General features: G+C 59.0%; 13 protein-coding genes, 2 tRNA genes and 1 pseudogene. 7 read left to right on the top strand and 9 right to left on the bottom strand.

Features of this window, described 5'->3' with window-relative positions; all coding sequences use genetic code 11:
- Positions 1-145 precede the first annotated feature (145 nt).
- Both WGT02_RS13760 and WGT02_RS13765 read right to left on the bottom strand, forming a co-directional pair.
- Positions 146-628, bottom strand: a complete 483-nt coding sequence (locus WGT02_RS13760) for a DUF192 domain-containing protein (protein WP_208250210.1) — start codon at positions 626-628, stop codon at positions 146-148.
- Positions 628-1,206, bottom strand: a complete 579-nt coding sequence (locus WGT02_RS13765; RefSeq protein WP_007535143.1) for a cold-shock protein — start codon at positions 1,204-1,206, stop codon at positions 628-630. The genes WGT02_RS13760 and WGT02_RS13765 overlap by 1 nt, the downstream gene beginning before the upstream one ends.
- A gap of 195 nt (positions 1,207-1,401) precedes the next feature.
- On the opposite strand from WGT02_RS13765, the gene WGT02_RS13770 reads away from it, so the two are divergent.
- The 5 genes from WGT02_RS13770 (at position 1,402) to WGT02_RS13790 (ending at position 5,042) form a co-directional block, all read left to right on the top strand.
- Complete coding sequence (locus tag WGT02_RS13770) at positions 1,402-1,842, top strand: VOC family protein (RefSeq protein WP_024314011.1); 441 nt, start codon at positions 1,402-1,404, stop codon at positions 1,840-1,842.
- 156 nt (positions 1,843-1,998) lie between these two features.
- Positions 1,999-3,063 (top strand): YcbK family protein, encoded by a 1,065-nt coding sequence (locus WGT02_RS13775; protein ID WP_208250209.1) that lies wholly within the window; start codon positions 1,999-2,001, stop codon positions 3,061-3,063.
- 196 nt (positions 3,064-3,259) lie between these two features.
- A tRNA-Glu gene (locus WGT02_RS13780) sits at positions 3,260-3,334 on the top strand.
- A 718-nt stretch (positions 3,335-4,052) separates the two neighbouring features.
- Positions 4,053-4,604 carry an alpha/beta fold hydrolase gene (locus WGT02_RS13785; protein WP_208250207.1) on the top strand — a complete coding sequence of 184 codons (552 nt, stop codon included), beginning with the start codon at positions 4,053-4,055 and terminating at the stop codon, positions 4,602-4,604.
- 363 nt (positions 4,605-4,967) lie between these two features.
- Positions 4,968-5,042, top strand: a tRNA-Glu gene (locus WGT02_RS13790).
- A 174-nt stretch (positions 5,043-5,216) separates the two neighbouring features.
- On the opposite strand, the gene WGT02_RS13795 is transcribed toward WGT02_RS13790, so the two are convergent.
- The 3 genes from WGT02_RS13795 to WGT02_RS13805 all read right to left on the bottom strand — a co-directional run bounded on the left by WGT02_RS13795 (position 5,217) and on the right by WGT02_RS13805 (position 8,770).
- Positions 5,217-6,548 carry an FAD-binding oxidoreductase gene (locus WGT02_RS13795; RefSeq protein WP_208250205.1) on the bottom strand — a complete coding sequence of 444 codons (1,332 nt, stop codon included), beginning with the start codon at positions 6,546-6,548 and terminating at the stop codon, positions 5,217-5,219.
- 109 nt (positions 6,549-6,657) lie between these two features.
- A complete protein-coding gene (locus tag WGT02_RS13800; RefSeq protein WP_208250203.1) occupies positions 6,658-7,884 on the bottom strand; it encodes an adenylate/guanylate cyclase domain-containing protein in 1,227 nt (408 codons plus the stop codon).
- 121 nt (positions 7,885-8,005) lie between these two features.
- Complete coding sequence (locus tag WGT02_RS13805) at positions 8,006-8,770, bottom strand: TIM barrel protein (protein WP_208250201.1); 765 nt, start codon at positions 8,768-8,770, stop codon at positions 8,006-8,008.
- 218 nt (positions 8,771-8,988) lie between these two features.
- Between WGT02_RS13805 and WGT02_RS13810 the strand changes: the two genes are divergently transcribed.
- Positions 8,989-9,930: a lytic transglycosylase domain-containing protein gene (locus WGT02_RS13810; protein ID WP_208250199.1), complete on the top strand. Its 942-nt coding sequence runs from the start codon at positions 8,989-8,991 to the stop codon at positions 9,928-9,930.
- A 322-nt stretch (positions 9,931-10,252) separates the two neighbouring features.
- On the opposite strand, the pseudogene WGT02_RS13815 reads toward WGT02_RS13810, so the two are convergent.
- The 4 genes and pseudogenes from WGT02_RS13815 to WGT02_RS13830 form a co-directional block, all read right to left on the bottom strand.
- Positions 10,253-10,489, bottom strand: a pseudogene (locus WGT02_RS13815) (hypothetical protein).
- Positions 10,490-10,589: 100 nt separating this feature from the next.
- Complete coding sequence (locus tag WGT02_RS13820; RefSeq protein WP_024318017.1) at positions 10,590-11,111, bottom strand: DUF992 domain-containing protein; 522 nt, start codon at positions 11,109-11,111, stop codon at positions 10,590-10,592.
- A 225-nt stretch (positions 11,112-11,336) separates the two neighbouring features.
- Complete coding sequence (locus tag WGT02_RS13825) at positions 11,337-12,266, bottom strand: sugar ABC transporter substrate-binding protein (RefSeq protein WP_024318016.1); 930 nt, start codon at positions 12,264-12,266, stop codon at positions 11,337-11,339.
- A 237-nt stretch (positions 12,267-12,503) separates the two neighbouring features.
- Positions 12,504-13,538 (bottom strand): sterol desaturase family protein, encoded by a 1,035-nt coding sequence (locus WGT02_RS13830; protein WP_024318015.1) that lies wholly within the window; start codon positions 13,536-13,538, stop codon positions 12,504-12,506.
- Positions 13,539-13,678: 140 nt separating this feature from the next.
- Here WGT02_RS13830 and WGT02_RS13835 point away from each other — a divergent pair, with 140 nt between their 5' ends.
- Complete coding sequence (locus WGT02_RS13835) at positions 13,679-14,686, top strand: LacI family DNA-binding transcriptional regulator (protein WP_208250197.1); 1,008 nt, start codon at positions 13,679-13,681, stop codon at positions 14,684-14,686.
- Positions 14,687-14,762 lie beyond the last annotated feature (76 nt).

The raw sequence follows: 14,762 nt of genomic DNA on the forward strand, positions 1-14,762 counted from the left end.
TGTTAGCAAAAACAAGGCGGCGCTTCACGAAGACTGCCCCTCGCCGGGCTCCTTGCGAGGATTTCGAAACCCTTTTTTTTCGAAAAGCTCTGATCCGTGCAGTCGAACACCTTCTCCCGGCAATTCACACAGCGCGGCGCGGGCGCTACCTCTTCTTCGTGGTCGTCGCGCTCATCACCTTGTCGCCAGGCTGAATGCCGAGCTTGGCAATCACGCCGGCATTGAGTTCGATCACGTATTTCACCTCCGTCATCGAATCGATGATGTCCTGGGAGTACGGCACAGCGTTCTGCTTGATGCTGCGGATGGTGCCGGTCGAATCGACGAACAGCATGTCGAGCGGCAGGATGGTGTTTTCCATCCACATCTGCACCCGCCGCGAAACGCCGAAGTCGAAGATCATGCCGGCATCATCGGCCATTTCCTTGCGATACATGAGGCCGAGCTGGCGCTGCTCGTTCGTGTCGGCGATCTCGACGGTGAAATTCAGCCGCTTGCCGGACGCCGTCTGAATGATCAGCGGTTCCTTGTCGAACGTCATCGGCTGTTGGGAAAGAGCCGGAAGGGTGACGATGAAAAAAAGCGCCGCAAGGGCGCTTCTGATCCAATGGGCTGCGGACCTACGCATCAGTGTGCGCGGCTCACCGGGCTCGGCACGTCGGGATGGATCTCGGCAGCCATCAAGCCCTTGTCACCATCGCCGTAGCGCACGAGCACGACCTGGCCGGGGCGCAACTCGGTGAGACCGAACCGACGCAGCGTTTCCATGTGGACGAAAATATCTTCCGTGCCTTCGCCACGCGTCAGGAAGCCGAAGCCCTTCGTGCGGTTAAACCACTTGACCAGTGCGCGCTCAAGCCCGCTCGTTGCCGTCACTTGCACATGCGTGCGAACCGGCGGCAGCATCGAAGGATGTACGGCCGTCGACTGATCCATGGAGAGAATCTTGAATGCCTGATAGCCGCGTTCACGGCGCTGGATCAGCGCGACGATCCGCGTGCCTTCGAGAATTGTCTGATAACCGTCGCGACGCAGGCAGGTCACATGCAGAAGAACGTCCTGCATGCCGTTGTCAGGGACGATGAAACCGAAGCCCTTGGCCACGTCGAACCACTTGACGACGCCGGTGATTTCAATGAGGTCGACCGCTTCCCCCGCGAGTTGATCGAGGTCAGTGAATTCCTTTGATGAAATCCTGTCAGCCATATCGCCAGCCCCTCAATACGCGTCACACTGTTACGGTTAACTGATTCTTGAGATCAAGATTAACATGTTGGTAACGGATTAGCGCAAGTCCTACTTTTCGATTATTCCCAGTTGCCAATCATACCCCCCTGTCTTGCCCGAAACTGGTGTTCCACCACATAAGAATCCATCGCCCTGCATTAGAGAGGAAATAGAATGCGTTATCTCCACACCATGGTCCGCGTGAAAGATCTGGACGCCTCCCTGCATTTTTACACCACGCTCTTCGGCCTCGAGGAAATAAGGCGCACGGAGAACGAGAAGGGCCGTTTCACGCTCGTCTTCCTTGCAGCGCCCGGCGACAAGACCGAGGCCAGCGCCAAGGGCGCGCCCTGCCTGGAATTGACCTACAATTGGGACGCCGAGGACTACACCGGCGGGCGGAATTTCGGTCATCTCGCCTACGAGGTCGACGACATCTATGCCATCTGCCGGAAGCTGATGGATAGCGGCATCACGATCAACCGTCCGCCGCGTGACGGCCACATGGCTTTTGTTCGTTCGCCGGACGGAATCTCGATCGAGATTCTGCAGAAGGGCGGCAGCCTCCCGACGGCCGAACCCTGGGCTTCAATGGGAAATACCGGCGCCTGGTAGGCCGAGGCTTTTGCGAGGCTTGCGGCTTTTGCGATTTCGGATCTGCGGGTCCGCATCGCGCTTGCCGCAGCCTTGCGGCGCAGGCACTCTCCGGCCGACTCAAGGCGAACGATGCGATTTTGGCGCAGCTTTCGCCGTCCCTTGGAGAATGCTCGCGTGCTCGCTGTTGAAAAGCGGATTCCTTTCGGACCTGCCCTGCTGATCGCCACATCGGCGCTGCTGCTCACCGGCTGCGTGTCGGACAAGAAGACTGCCGATGCCGCAGCCGTCGTTGCCCCTGTCGAACCAGCAGCAGTAGCGCAGCAGGCCGCCGCAGCCACGCCTGCCCAACCCGGCTATCGCGACCCCATGGTGGCGAATGTATCGGGCGCTCAGCCGGCGCAGGCTCCGAACGCGCAGCCGATGGCAGTTGGATCAACCGCTTCGGCTCCCGCCAATATCGGCGGCCTTGCAATGCAATCAACCGGTATTAACGCCCAGGCGATGAGCATCTTCTCGGTGCGCGCGACGCCGCAGAACAATCCGACGTCGACCCAACTGCATCCGGCCGGTGGCGACGCCCACGCGCCGGTCGGTGTCAGCCCCATGCGCTCGAGTGTCTACAGCAGCCAGGTCCCGGTCGATCAACCGCAGCAAACGCAGCAGGGTCAACCCTTGCTGCCGCAGCAGTCCTCACAAAATACGGGCACCCAAATAGCGCCGGTTCAGACTGCCTCATCCTCGACGGGAGCCCTTGCTGGCCAGACGATGAATGCGCTCTACAGCGCGCCCAGGCAAAACCTGCTCGGCAGTCTTTCCGGATTGCTGCAAAAGGTCTCCTTGCCCGGTATGACGCGGATCGCCCCCAACGGCCTGCATCTTCAGAACGACAAGGTGGACGTCGGCTGTTTCAAGCCGAACCTGCTGAACGTGATCAAGGCCGTCGAAACGCATTTCGGCAAGTCGGTCGTGGTCACGTCAGGCTATCGCGACCCGGACCATAACCGCATGGTCGGCGGCGCCGAGGAATCCATGCACAAGACGTGCGACGCTGCCGACATTCAGATCGACGGCGTGTCGAAATGGGATATTGCAAGCTATATACGCTCACTGCCGGATCGCGGCGGTGTCGGTACCTATTGCCATACGGACTCCGTCCACCTCGATACCGGCAAAAGCCGGGACTGGAACTGGGGTTGCGGCGGCAGGACGGCTCCGGCGACCATCGCGCGCGCCCTGTGACGTCTCATTCAGGCTTTCATAACGCACCGTAAGCTTGCCCGATGAATTGCGAGCACCGACCAGTAGTGTTTTGATTCGGCTGCAATAAACGGCGTTTCGCGCTCGCAAAAAAATCCTGTCATTATTTTGAGAAAAATCGAATTTGCCGCTTGCGGGATTCAAAGTGCCTGACTATAAGGGCGCCACCACGAAGGAAGCGCCCTTCGTCTATCGGTTAGGACACCAGATTTTCATTCTGGGAAGAGGGGTTCGACTCCCCTAGGGCGTGCCACTTCATTCTCCTCCTTAAATGTTTTCAGTATCTTACGGGCAGCTGCTAAAGCCGCTACCCTCTTAGCAGATTTTCGTTTTCGCCTGGTTGCAAAAAATGCAGGAGGGGAAAATGAGGACTATCGGTTGTTTGGCTATATCTATGACCCTTCCCTGTGCCGCTCCATCGGCACAAGCTGATTGGCAATATACCAAATGAGGCATGCCCCCGAGCAAGTCATCGCTGCTGCGCCTCCCAAATCGGCCACCGACGGGCCCTATCTAACCGGCAATTAAGTGCTGAAAAATATAGGTTCGAAAGCAGGTTTTGGTTCAGCGAGAAGGACCTTTACGAGGTCGAACTAGAGCTTGATACGGATGCGGCTTTCTGTATCGAACTCAAGGCATCCATTCTTGTGACCTACTCCAGGATCGAGCCCAACCGGAAAGCTACGCTACACGGGCACTCTCTTCGGACCTACCCATAGCTCCACGGAATGGACTGATCTCGCCAAATCGAATGTTGTGCATATGAACCAAGATCTGTTCGCCTGTTCCCTCGTTTATCACCCAATGCCACCAAAATCGAAAAGGAAGACGGCCTCTAGCGCCGTCCCGCGAAGATAGGCGCCCGCACATCGACTCCCGTTTAGGGGGCGCGACAGCAAAGGTTCTGCGTAATCCACGCAGCGGATAGCCCAGCCTTGCGTCGGTCAGCGTTCGTCGAATAAGATGGCGCCATGGCTAAGCAGGTCCTCTTCGTTCAAGGAGCCGGCGAAGGCGTCCACGATCGCTGGGACAACAAGCTCGTGGCGAGCCTCGCGCGAGAACTCGGCGAAAGCTATGCTGTGCGCTACCCCCGAATGCCCGGCGAGGACGATCCTAGCTACTCGGCCTGGAAGGCAGCGCTGATGGGAGAATTCGTCTCACTGGAGGCCGGGGCGATTCTCGTCGGCCACTCAGTCGGTGGCACCATTTTGATCCATGCGCTTGCCGAGCAGTCGCCGGAACTAAGGCTCGGCGGCCTATTTATCATCGCGGCGCCCTTCATCGGTGAAGGCGGATGGGCGAGCGATGACATCCACGATTGCAAGGACTTCTCAGAACGCCTTCCGCCCGGCGTTCCCGTCTATCTCTATCATGGCGCTGACGACGCCATCGTGCCCCCTGCCCATGTTCATCTCTATGCGAAAGCGATTCCGCACGCCGTGGTCCGCACGTTTGAACGTAGGGATCATCAGCTCAACAATGATATGAGCGACGTCGCGCAAGACATCCGTTCAGTGGGCTAAGCTGAGGGCGCCGATTCGCGCCCGGCCGAGGAAGACCAAGAAGCCGCCGGTCTCTGCGTGCAGCGGTGAGACTTTCTCAAACAAGATTCTTATTCCGCCGACTCGCACCTAGCTAAGAACTGTCATGAACGCGCACCGTCGCAACCGTAGTCTACGAAAACGGCACGAGCAGACCTCCATAAGAGTTCTGAACATGCCCCTGCCCTTGCACCCGCATTAAATACTGGGCGCAAATGGGCACGCGGCCCCATGTGCACCCGAAAAAAGCGTCGTCTTTTCACCCTGGCGCGTGCCATTTCTCTTTTTCTACAAAGCTTGAGCATCTTGCCGAGAGGCTTGTCTGTTCCTATTTCCTTGCCTGATGCGCCCTTCGTCTATCGGTTAGGACAACAGATTCTCATTCTGTAAAGAGGGGTTCGATTCCCCTAGGGCGTACCAGACCTCTCAATTGCAGATTGCGCGCCTGATGGCACATGCGCGACACTCCATATTCACATGCGTGATCACACGCTCGTCACGTTTGCGATCCAGGCGCCGTGGCCGTGGCGGGCGCATTCGAGGTGGCGGCAACGCTGGTATAAACAGCGCGGAAGAAGCACTAGCGCAGCGCAATCAGAAGCCGCTGATGAGCTCTACCTTCGAGCCGTCGGTAAAGCGCGAGAATCGGAACGCGCTCAGGTCGACGGCAGGCGCCCGGCTCGTCACGATATCAGCCATCAATCGTCCCGCTGCCGGCCCAATGCCGAAGCCATGCCCGGAAAATCCGGTTGCGATATGAAAGCCGGGAATGGCGTCGACAGCCGAGATGACAGGCACGGCATCCGGCGTGACATCGATGTAGCCGCCCCAACGCTGCGCGATTTCCGCCCTCTCGAACACGGGAAACGCCCTCTTCAGGCCGCCGAGCGCATCCTGCGTCAATCTCTTCGAGGGCACAGGATCGAGAACCCGATGATATTCGAAGGGACTTGCATCATCCATCGACCAGCGTCTCGGAATGCGCAACTCGTCGACGAAGCGACCGGCGAGGCGGAAGGAAAGCGACTTCCACTCCGACCGTAATGCCGGCAGGAAGGCAGCAGCATAGCGAAACGAGGCCGGCACGATGTCGACGATGTTGTGGTGCCCGCAGGCCACGGTATAGCCACCGTCCTGTCGCTTGCGGATCGCGAAATCCTTTGCCCAGATCGTCTGCTCCGGCCCGCCTTCCAGCGGCTTCGTGCGCATCACGCTGTTCAGCACCTTGAGCTGCGGCAGGTCGATCCCGAAGCGTCCGGCAAACAGGCTGGACCATGCCCCGCCCGCCAAAACCACAGCCTTGCAGGCGATTGCCCCGCGCTCCGTTACCACGCCGCTGACGGCTCCCGCCGAGGTTTCGACGCCGCGTACGGCGCATTCCGTCAGAATCGTCGCCCCCTTGTCGCGTGCAGCCTCAGCGATCGCCGGTGCCGCCTTTTGCGGCTCCGCCCGGCCATCGGCTGGTGTGTAGAGCGCTCCCGACATATCTAGCCTGGAGCCGGGAACCACGTCGCCGAATTCACGCGCCGTCAGGATGCGCGATTCGATCTGGTAGCCGTCCAGATTGGTGCGCCAGCGCTCGTGGTCGGCCAGTTCCTTCTCGTTGGCGCAGATGAAGACGATGCCGGCCCGCTTGAACCCGGTTTCGCGCCCCGTGCGCTTGTCGAGCCCCTCCCATATCCTGAGCGCCTCGGCCATCAGCGGCACCTCGCGCGGATCACGCATCGAAATCCGCACCCAGCCCCAGTTCCGGCTGGACTGTTCCTTGCCGATCCCGCCCTTTTCGCAGAGTGTCACGCGCAGGCCGCGTTCGGCGAGCTCCAGCGCCGTGGAGCAACCGATGATGCCGCCGCCGATCACGACGACGTCGCACTCTTTCGGAAGTTCCTCGTCGCCATGGACGGGAACGACATACGGACCGGGCATGAAGGATGGTCTCCTGGCAGGGACTCAAAGATCGTTTGACTCCGGTAGCCTACGACCCCGCTACGCGTTTAGAAACCCTGCTCGCGCTTTGTCGGTATACCTGCCGCTCTCACGATTGCTTGAAGGCAAAGACATCGACGGGCTCGCCCAATCCCCGAAGGGGGAATGAGCCGAGGCTTTCCATGCCTTCCTTGCAAGACGCCATCTCGACGAACGCCCTGGAGAAGAGCACCGGACGCTTGATTTCCTTCGTCAGGCTTTCCAGGCGCGAGGCCACGTTGACCGCAGGCCCGATCACCGTGAAATCGAGCCGCCGTCGCGAGCCGATGTTCCCATACATGACGTCGCCGACATGTACGCCAATCCCGTAGCGCAGCACCTCACGGCCATCGCGCCCGTTCTGCTCGTTCAGGGTGGCGACAGCGCCCTCTGCCTCCTTGATTGCCACCAGCAGGTTCCTGCAGGCCATCGGATCGGCCAGCGGGAAGATCGCCAACATGCCGTCGCCCATGAACTTGAGGATCTCGCCGCCATGTTTCTCGATCGGCTCCGACATCGCGTCGAAATAGCCGTTCAGCAGGTCGATCACGTCGTCGCGCGGCCACTGATCCGAGATCGTCGTGAAATCGCGCAGGTCACAGATCAGGATCGCCGCACCGACGGTCGCACCGCTGCCGCGTGTCGTTGCCCCGGCAAGGATCTGTCCGCTGGCATGGGGACCAACGTAGGTTTCCAGCAAAGTCCGCGCGAGAATGTTCTTGATGCGAATCTCGGTGACAAGCGTCAAGGCAGGAAGAACGTCTTTGAGGAAAGCGATATGTTCCTCTGCGAAGCCGCCGGACCGATCGCTGGAGAAGGTCGCAATGTGCCGCTTGCCAAGCGTGTGTTCCATTGGCCAGGCGATATACTCCGTGAGCCCGTCACGTATCAGTTCGTCATAGAACTGATGGTGGCCGTCGCCGTCGCGCATCGTCTCGAGGTTTTTGCGGACCTCGGTCGCGCCGCTGAAAATCTCGTTCACCGGCCTGTTGCGGAACTGCGGTGTGTTCTCGACACCATAGCCAAATGTATCAATCTTGGCCTCTCCCAACCCGGCTTTCCAGAGAATGCGAGCACCGAGCCATTGCGGATGGAGCGTTCTGAAATGCAACGATGCCCGCGCGACAGGCACGCCCTCGTCACGCAGTCGCTGGCACATCTGCACGAATATGTTGTCGATGAAGCGCTCGTCACGCGTTTCATTGACCAGCCAATCGATAATCTTTCGCCGATGCGAGGGCCACGCACCTTCGCTCTGGTCCACGAAATACAAAGGTACGTCCGAAAGGGATTGCATGGTTACGCTCCACAAACACAGTCGCCTCACGATTGAGGGAAGACATTACTCATCCACTACATGGTGCACGACGCGTCAGATTGAAATGGCTGAGACCATCCGAGTATGAATCACGCTGCTCTTAACCGAGCATACGCCGGGTCTCTACAATTGTCGCGGCGCTCGCCGCCAACGGCCGATATTCCAGCCCGATCGCACCGTGGTATCCATGTTCGACGAGCCAATCGATGCGCCGTCTAAGGTCGATATCGCCGCTGCCCGGCTCGTTCCGGCCCGGATGATCGGCGATATGGACGTGGAAAACCCGGTCGATGTCCCCGCCAATCACCTCGGCCGTGGCCTCGCCCATCACGGCGGAATGATAGATATCATAGATGATGCCGATCTCCGGACGCCCCGTCGCCTTTACGATCTCGATGCCTTCAACCGTGGAATGAAGGAAATAGCCAACATGGTCGATCAACGTGTTGAGTGGCTCGAGACCAAGACGCACCCCGCTGCCCTCAAGAATCTCACCAGCGGCGGTCAGGGTTTCGATCAGCGCCGCCTTCTGCTCTTCGCGAGACTTGCCGGGAAGGTCATCGCCCGCCTGCGCAATCAATGTGTGAGCACCGAGGCGTCTGGCCGTTTCAATGGAACTTTTCAGGCCTTTCAGGAACGCGTCCTTATTGGCACGATCGGTGAGGGCAATCATCGGTTCGGCAACAAAACTACTGAGTTCCATGCCGGTTTCCGTCAGCGCCCATTCGATGCTGCCGATATCCTTGTTCGTCCACTTCCAGAATTCGACGGCCTCCGCGCCATGCGTGTGCGCAAGCCGGATCCTGTCCGCAAAATTGTCGGCTTCGGCTGCGAACAGCCATTCGATGCAAGCGGAAAGTCTCATGGCGGCCTCGCTGAATCGGGAGCTCTTTTGCCGACAATAGTCGAGCGGCGGCAACAGGCATATGGCAAAAGCCTTCTATGCTCCGTTTCTGTCTTGACGTCATATTCAGCGTTGCTAACGTGCAGATGCGTATTAATCTCCCAACTCCGCCCGTCATCATTGACGGGCGTATCTTTTCCGGCTCGGCACAGAAGTCCACGAATTGCGACAGAGAGACGATGGCTGCAGTGGGCGTATCGTTTAGCAAAGCAGGCTTCGTTACTCTTGTTGCCGGCTTTCTGTCGGCACATCCCGCGATGGCTGTTTCCCAGCCGCCCGCCGCGACATCCCATCGCGTCTGCGTCTATTCGCTCGCGGTACCGAACTCCGGCGAGCGCCTTTGCATCACACGCGAGACATACGGCCGCGATCTCTGCGTCGCGATCGATCACTTCGCACGGGAAAACCACCTACCGGCGGAGTATTTCGCCCGCCTGATCTGGCGGGAAAGCCGCTTCCGGGCGGGCGCCATCAGTCCCAAGGGCGCGCAGGGTATTGCACAGTTCATGCCCGATACGGCCAGGCTGCGCGGGTTGAGGGATAGTTTCGATGTCCTCGAATCCCTCAAGGAATCAGCACGATATCTCGACGAGCTGCGGACACGTTTTGGCAATCTCGGCCTTGCCGCCGCAGCCTACAATGCCGGCGAGCAGGGACTGGCGGTCTATCTCGATACAGGTCTCCTGCCCTTCGAGACGCGCAGCTACGTCCTCGCCATAACCGCGAGTACGATCGAGCAATGGAAGAACGATCCTCCGGGCGATGCCGCGCAGTTTCTGAGCCCGGACAAGCCCTTCATCGATAGCTGCATCGAACTTGCCAGCAAACGCCGGCTGACCGAAACCGCCTCGGTTCAACAGGGCCCGTGGGCACCCTGGGGCGCGCAGCTTGCAGCGCATAGCAACGATGCAGCGGCCCTTCGCCTGTTTTCGGCGGTCGCGCGCCAGCTTCCGACGTCACTTGCGAGCGAAGAGCCGGTCGTCGTACGCGTCCGCGATCGCAGCTTCGGCTTCAGGCCGCGCTATGCGGCCCGTATCGGCAGGCAGACCCGCGCGGAAGCCGACAAGGTCTGCCTGAGCGTCCGCGCCGCCGGAGCGGCCTGCACCGTTTTCAGAAACTGAGGCACGGGTTGCGAACCTGTCGATGGACGGCAACGACAGGCCACTTTTCTCATGCGACGATGAACCTCGGCGCGAGTTTTGCGTTTCTCTTGCGGGAGGAACGCGCCATGCACAGCACGCCAAACAGACAGATCAGAAATCCGGGACCGCGGGGTCGGAGTGTCGCCAATCAAGGCAGACGAAACGGCGCCGATACTGCAGAAGAGCGCAAGCTACACAAACTCCAGGGACGCCATGCCACTGAACACGAAATTCAGCCCAATTCCACCGCTGGGCCGCCAAAACTTCGATAGCGGCAGCCAACCGAGCGCACAACAGAGTATCAGTCCGTCAGGAAGTCCGGAGCGGTCTGCTGATAGGTCAACTTGAGTGTTCCATCAGGCTGGACCACGTATTTCTAAAATGTGCGATAGCCCCATTTTCCCAAGAACGTGTTCTTGACGACCGTTCCTGGAGGATGAGTGTGCGACGCGCCCATAGGTCAGGCTTCCGGCATGGGCTCAAGCGGCGGCGCAGTCGCGTTGCAGCCGGAAAGCACCATTGCAGCGAATTGCGGCATATCTCACGGTTCCCTCCACTGCCGAACCCCAAAAAGCTGGCCGCGCGAGAATGCGGCCAGACTTATGCACGATCGCCAAACGATTGCCGGCGAGACATCCTTAGCCCTGCGGCGTCAACGTCATGGACGTCCCGGTTGCAGCAACGTTGAGGCCGAGCTGGCCGGTCACGCTCAGCGTCTGCAAGTGGACCGAGCCACTGGTGCCGCCAACGAGGATGTTGGCACCGACACCGGCAACGAGCGTCGCTTCAGCCGATGCGCCTTGGTAGAGGCCGCCCAGCGAGCCATGATGGTATCCCGTGGTCGGTGCAAACACCGCCCACACAATCCGGCCGCGCGTGGTAAACCCGACATCGACGCCCAACTTACGGATCGCACCTGTGTACCGATCCTGCGCCTCGCTGCCCGAGGTCGGGCTAAACACGCAATCGACCGATTTTGCCGAACCGAGGACGTAACCAACACCGCCACCGATATCGCAAGTCAGGATCCCGATCTTGACACCGTCACGCGCGTCGGCCTCAGGCGCTTGGTAGGTGGTCACCAAATCGGCCGCGATAACACTCGAGGCCAGGGCTTGCACCAGGGATGCGGCAGCAACAACGGTCGCGATCTTCTTCATCATTTTCTCCTTGTATTGGCCGGAGATAGATAGCGTATCGCTGCGGTTTACCAATGCCGTTGATGCATGGCTGCCCTTCGTATCTTGCAGCATGACGCTGTCTGAAAGCAATTCGTGCCGCCGCGACTGGCACCAGGCGCCTGTCCGGGCTGCCGAAACAGCGCGATCACGGCGAAGCCCAAGGCGCCGCCGTGATCCGTGAGCCCGATCGTGAGGCGACCCGAGCTAGTTGAGGTTTTCGAACTGAGCCATGTTCCGCTGGGTAACGAGCTGGAACGGGATCCAGACCTCACGATCCAGTTTCTCGCCCCTCGCCGCCTTGACTGCTGCGTCAATCGATCCCTTGCCCTGCCCTTTCGCGTCCTGGAACACGGTGACCTTGAGGTCTCCGGCCTTCATTGCCTGCAGGGCCTCGGGCGTGGCGTCGATGCCGGCGACGAGGATCTTGTCGGTCGATGCACCTGAATTCTTGAGTGCGGCAATCGCGCCCAGCGCCATTTCGTCGTTGTTGGCGATGACCGCATCGAATTCCAAACCCGACGTCAGCCAATTCGAGACCAGGTCGGCACCGTTCACTCGGCTCCAGCTTCCGACTTGCTCCTGAACCACTTTGAGGCCGCTGCATTCGGGTGTCTTGATGACGTCGTGCACATCCTGCGTCCGCTGACGGGCTGCCTGGCTGGTCAAGTCACCGATCATGATAACGACATTTCCCTTGCCGCCGAGCATCCGACAGACTTCCTTGGTCTGCAGGGTCCCGGATTCGATTTCGTTGGAGCCGACAAAGGCCTGCTGCTTGCCGAGCGTCGACAGATCGGTGGGCTGCACGTTCACGTAGATGAGGGGAATGCCGGCCTCTTCGGCAACCTTGCTGAGCGCGGGTGTGCCATCTGAATCGACGGGATCGACGATGATCGCGGATACGCCGCTGGTCGCAAAGTTGCGGACCTGATCGAGCTGCTTGTTGACGTCAGTCGTCGCGTCCTCGATCTGCAATTCCACCCCGATCGACTTGGCATAGGCGTCCATGCCGTTGACGATCAGCGTTTGGAAGTTATTCGACAGCGTGCCCATTGAAACGCCAATGCGTTCAGCAGCATGAGTTTGAGTTGAAAGCACCAGTGCGAGTGCGCTGGCGCTCAAGAATTTAAGCATGTTCTCCTCCCAGAGATGGTGCGGCACCCGATGTCCGCATCAAGACGGTAGCCGCGCTCAAACTCCTCGTCCGCGAAAATAATGATGAAAAAACCTCATCTTGGGAGCCGCGCCGGTCCTCCGGCCAGCAAAAAGCCAGGCTGTATTTGGACATGCAAAACCCCCGAAGGTTGATGTCCAACTTTCGGGGGTCAGTTCATATAGCCGGGCTTTTTGCTCAGGAGGAGGATCGAACTTTCAACTTGCCTGCTGCCGTCCGCGCGCCTTCTTTTCCTGGCGCCGGCGTGCCTGTTCCATAAACCGCTTGTCCATCCGCTCCTGCGCCTCGGCCGAGCCGTCGTGGAAAGTGCCGAACCACTTGTCGAGCGGGATCACGCCGTCAGCGTAGTTGCATTCGAAGTACTTGTGATGGAGGTAGTGGTCGTAAGCGTGGGTGTCGATCGCGCTGTCCTCGCCAAAGACGATCTTGTCGAAGCCGGCATGTCCGGGGGCCGGAGCAAGGCCGGCATGCGCAAGATGAAAGATCGCATGGACGGGGTTGGACGGCACGACCCAGTGGATCAGCACACCCGAAAAATAAAGCAGGTGTTCGACAGGATGCATTGCCAGACCGGACCAGGGGCCAGGATTGACGTTGTTGTGATGCAGCTTGTGGATGGCATGGTAGAGCGGCGGCCAGTGGATCAGACGATGAACCAGGTAGAAATGCAGGTCCCGAAACGTCGGGATCGAAAACATCACGATGGCACAGTAGACCGGATGGTCCGCGAACGAGACATAGGGAATGATACCGTTGGCGAAAGCCCAGAGCGTCAGCACTTCGAAAGCCGTCCAGATCGGCACGGCGCTGGCGAAGGTCCAGATGACGTTGTCGATGGTTTGATTTCCGAACAGAAACGCGTCGTTGCCGACCGACGGCCATTTCGCGTTGTATTTGAAGCTCGTCCCCTGCTTGCGTTGCATGTAAAGCCGCAGATGGAACATCCCGAAGAAGACGAGCACGAGGGCGGCGTTGCGGATCACAAGGTAGGCGATCCAGCCGACCGAAAAGCTCTTCATCGTCTCGAGCGACGGCGTCGCATACAGCCAGAGCAATGTCCCGATGACCGCATAGAGCACGTTCCAGGGCATCAGATATCCCGGATAGCCAAAGACCCACTTCAAAAATCGGATCGGCTGCACCGGCCACACAAATACAGGCGGGTAGGAAAGCAGTTTGAACGGCGCCCAGTCGCCACGCTTGTTGCGCTTGCCGAAAAGTGTATCGTCCATTGCCACGCCTCCGTATCGAATATTCCTTAAAATACCGAAGCAGCTCATGTCAGCCCACACATTGCTTGAGGTGTTTTCATCATTTTGCAACTATACTCATGTGCTGCCGCCGACCGATAGTTCGGCGGGAGGAGCCAAACATGTCCAAAGTGACTTTGAAGGACGTCGCCAGAGAGGCGAAGCTCGGATTAGCAACCGTCGAACGTGTCATCAATGGCCGAGGCGGGGTTACGGAGAAGACCATCGAAAAGGTCATTCGAGCGGCCAAGAAGCTGGAGTACGGGACGCGCCAGTCGCATTTCAACCGCGGCGCAATCCGCATAGAGGTCATCCTGGTCCGCCCCGAAACGAGCTTCTTTGCACGGCTGAACCAAGCCTTCGAACGGATCGCCGCATCACTGGACAAGAACGTCATACTGCACCGGACCTTCGTCAAGGAGAGTGATCCTGTCGGGATGGCTCGACACGTTGCCAATCCGGCTTTCCGGCGTTCCGGACTGATCATCTGTGCGCCTGATGACGCAAGGGTCAGCGCCAGTCTTCGCAAGGTGAGCGCCGCTGGCGTAAAAGTGGTTCAAATCGTTGCCTGTTGCGATCCGGATATTCCGTTCGTCGGAATTGACGACTACGCCGCCGGTCGTTGTGCGGCCTATTACATGACCGGCATGCTCGGCGCGCGACATGGCAGACTCGTTGCGCTCTGTCATAGCGGAGCCTACGCAAACCACCGCCAGCGCATCAAAGGATTTTCCGACTATATCGCCGAGAAAGGTTCTACCCAGCATTCCTTCACGCTGGTAATGTTTGGTCATGACGACGATCTTCAATCGGCTGAACTGTTGAACGAGGCGCTTCGCTGCAACCAAGATATTATCGGTGTCTATTCGGCAGGCGGCGGCGACGAAGGCGTGGCCATCGTCTTGCAACAATGGGCAAAGCAGAAAGATGTCTTCTGGGTCGGCCACGAGCTAACGGACAAGAAGAAGCGCCATCTGCAATCTGGCCTCATGGACATATGCATCGACCAGACGCCCGAAGTTCAGGCGCGCCGTTCCGTCGACATGATCCTGCGTAAGCTCGACATTGTCAGCACCGAGATCATTACCGATCCCGTGCGCTTCATGACGATCAACGCCCAGAACGTCTAGCCGTCATCGTGTTTGATCAGAACACCTCAAGGAACACACTCGCCAAGACCGCAATTTCGTGCTGTCTAGCCCCCAA

Origin of the sequence: Rhizobium sp. T1470, assembly GCF_042140505.1 — a bacterium.
GTDB classification, from domain to species: Bacteria; Pseudomonadota; Alphaproteobacteria; order Rhizobiales; family Rhizobiaceae; genus Rhizobium; species Rhizobium favelukesii.

Excerpts from the sequence above, each read along its gene's own strand:
- WGT02_RS13820 (WP_024318017.1), bottom strand. The coding sequence starts at position 11,111 with ATGAAGAAGATCGCGACCGTTGTTGCTGCCGCATCCCTGGTGCAAGCC.
- WGT02_RS13805 (WP_208250201.1), bottom strand. The coding sequence starts at position 8,770 with ATGAGACTTTCCGCTTGCATCGAATGGCTGTTCGCAGCCGAAGCCGAC.
- WGT02_RS13825 (WP_024318016.1), bottom strand. The coding sequence starts at position 12,266 with ATGCTTAAATTCTTGAGCGCCAGCGCACTCGCACTGGTGCTTTCAACT.
- WGT02_RS13830 (WP_024318015.1), bottom strand. The coding sequence starts at position 13,538 with ATGGACGATACACTTTTCGGCAAGCGCAACAAGCGTGGCGACTGGGCG.
- WGT02_RS13785 (WP_208250207.1), top strand. The coding sequence starts at position 4,053 with ATGGCTAAGCAGGTCCTCTTCGTTCAAGGAGCCGGCGAAGGCGTCCAC.
- WGT02_RS13795 (WP_208250205.1), bottom strand. The coding sequence starts at position 6,548 with ATGCCCGGTCCGTATGTCGTTCCCGTCCATGGCGACGAGGAACTTCCG.
- WGT02_RS13765 (WP_007535143.1), bottom strand. The coding sequence starts at position 1,206 with ATGGCTGACAGGATTTCATCAAAGGAATTCACTGACCTCGATCAACTC.
- WGT02_RS13835 (WP_208250197.1), top strand. The coding sequence starts at position 13,679 with ATGTCCAAAGTGACTTTGAAGGACGTCGCCAGAGAGGCGAAGCTCGGA.
- WGT02_RS13810 (WP_208250199.1), top strand. The coding sequence starts at position 8,989 with ATGGCTGCAGTGGGCGTATCGTTTAGCAAAGCAGGCTTCGTTACTCTT.
- WGT02_RS13770 (WP_024314011.1), top strand. The coding sequence starts at position 1,402 with ATGCGTTATCTCCACACCATGGTCCGCGTGAAAGATCTGGACGCCTCC.
- WGT02_RS13800 (WP_208250203.1), bottom strand. The coding sequence starts at position 7,884 with ATGCAATCCCTTTCGGACGTACCTTTGTATTTCGTGGACCAGAGCGAA.
- WGT02_RS13760 (WP_208250210.1), bottom strand. The coding sequence starts at position 628 with ATGCGTAGGTCCGCAGCCCATTGGATCAGAAGCGCCCTTGCGGCGCTT.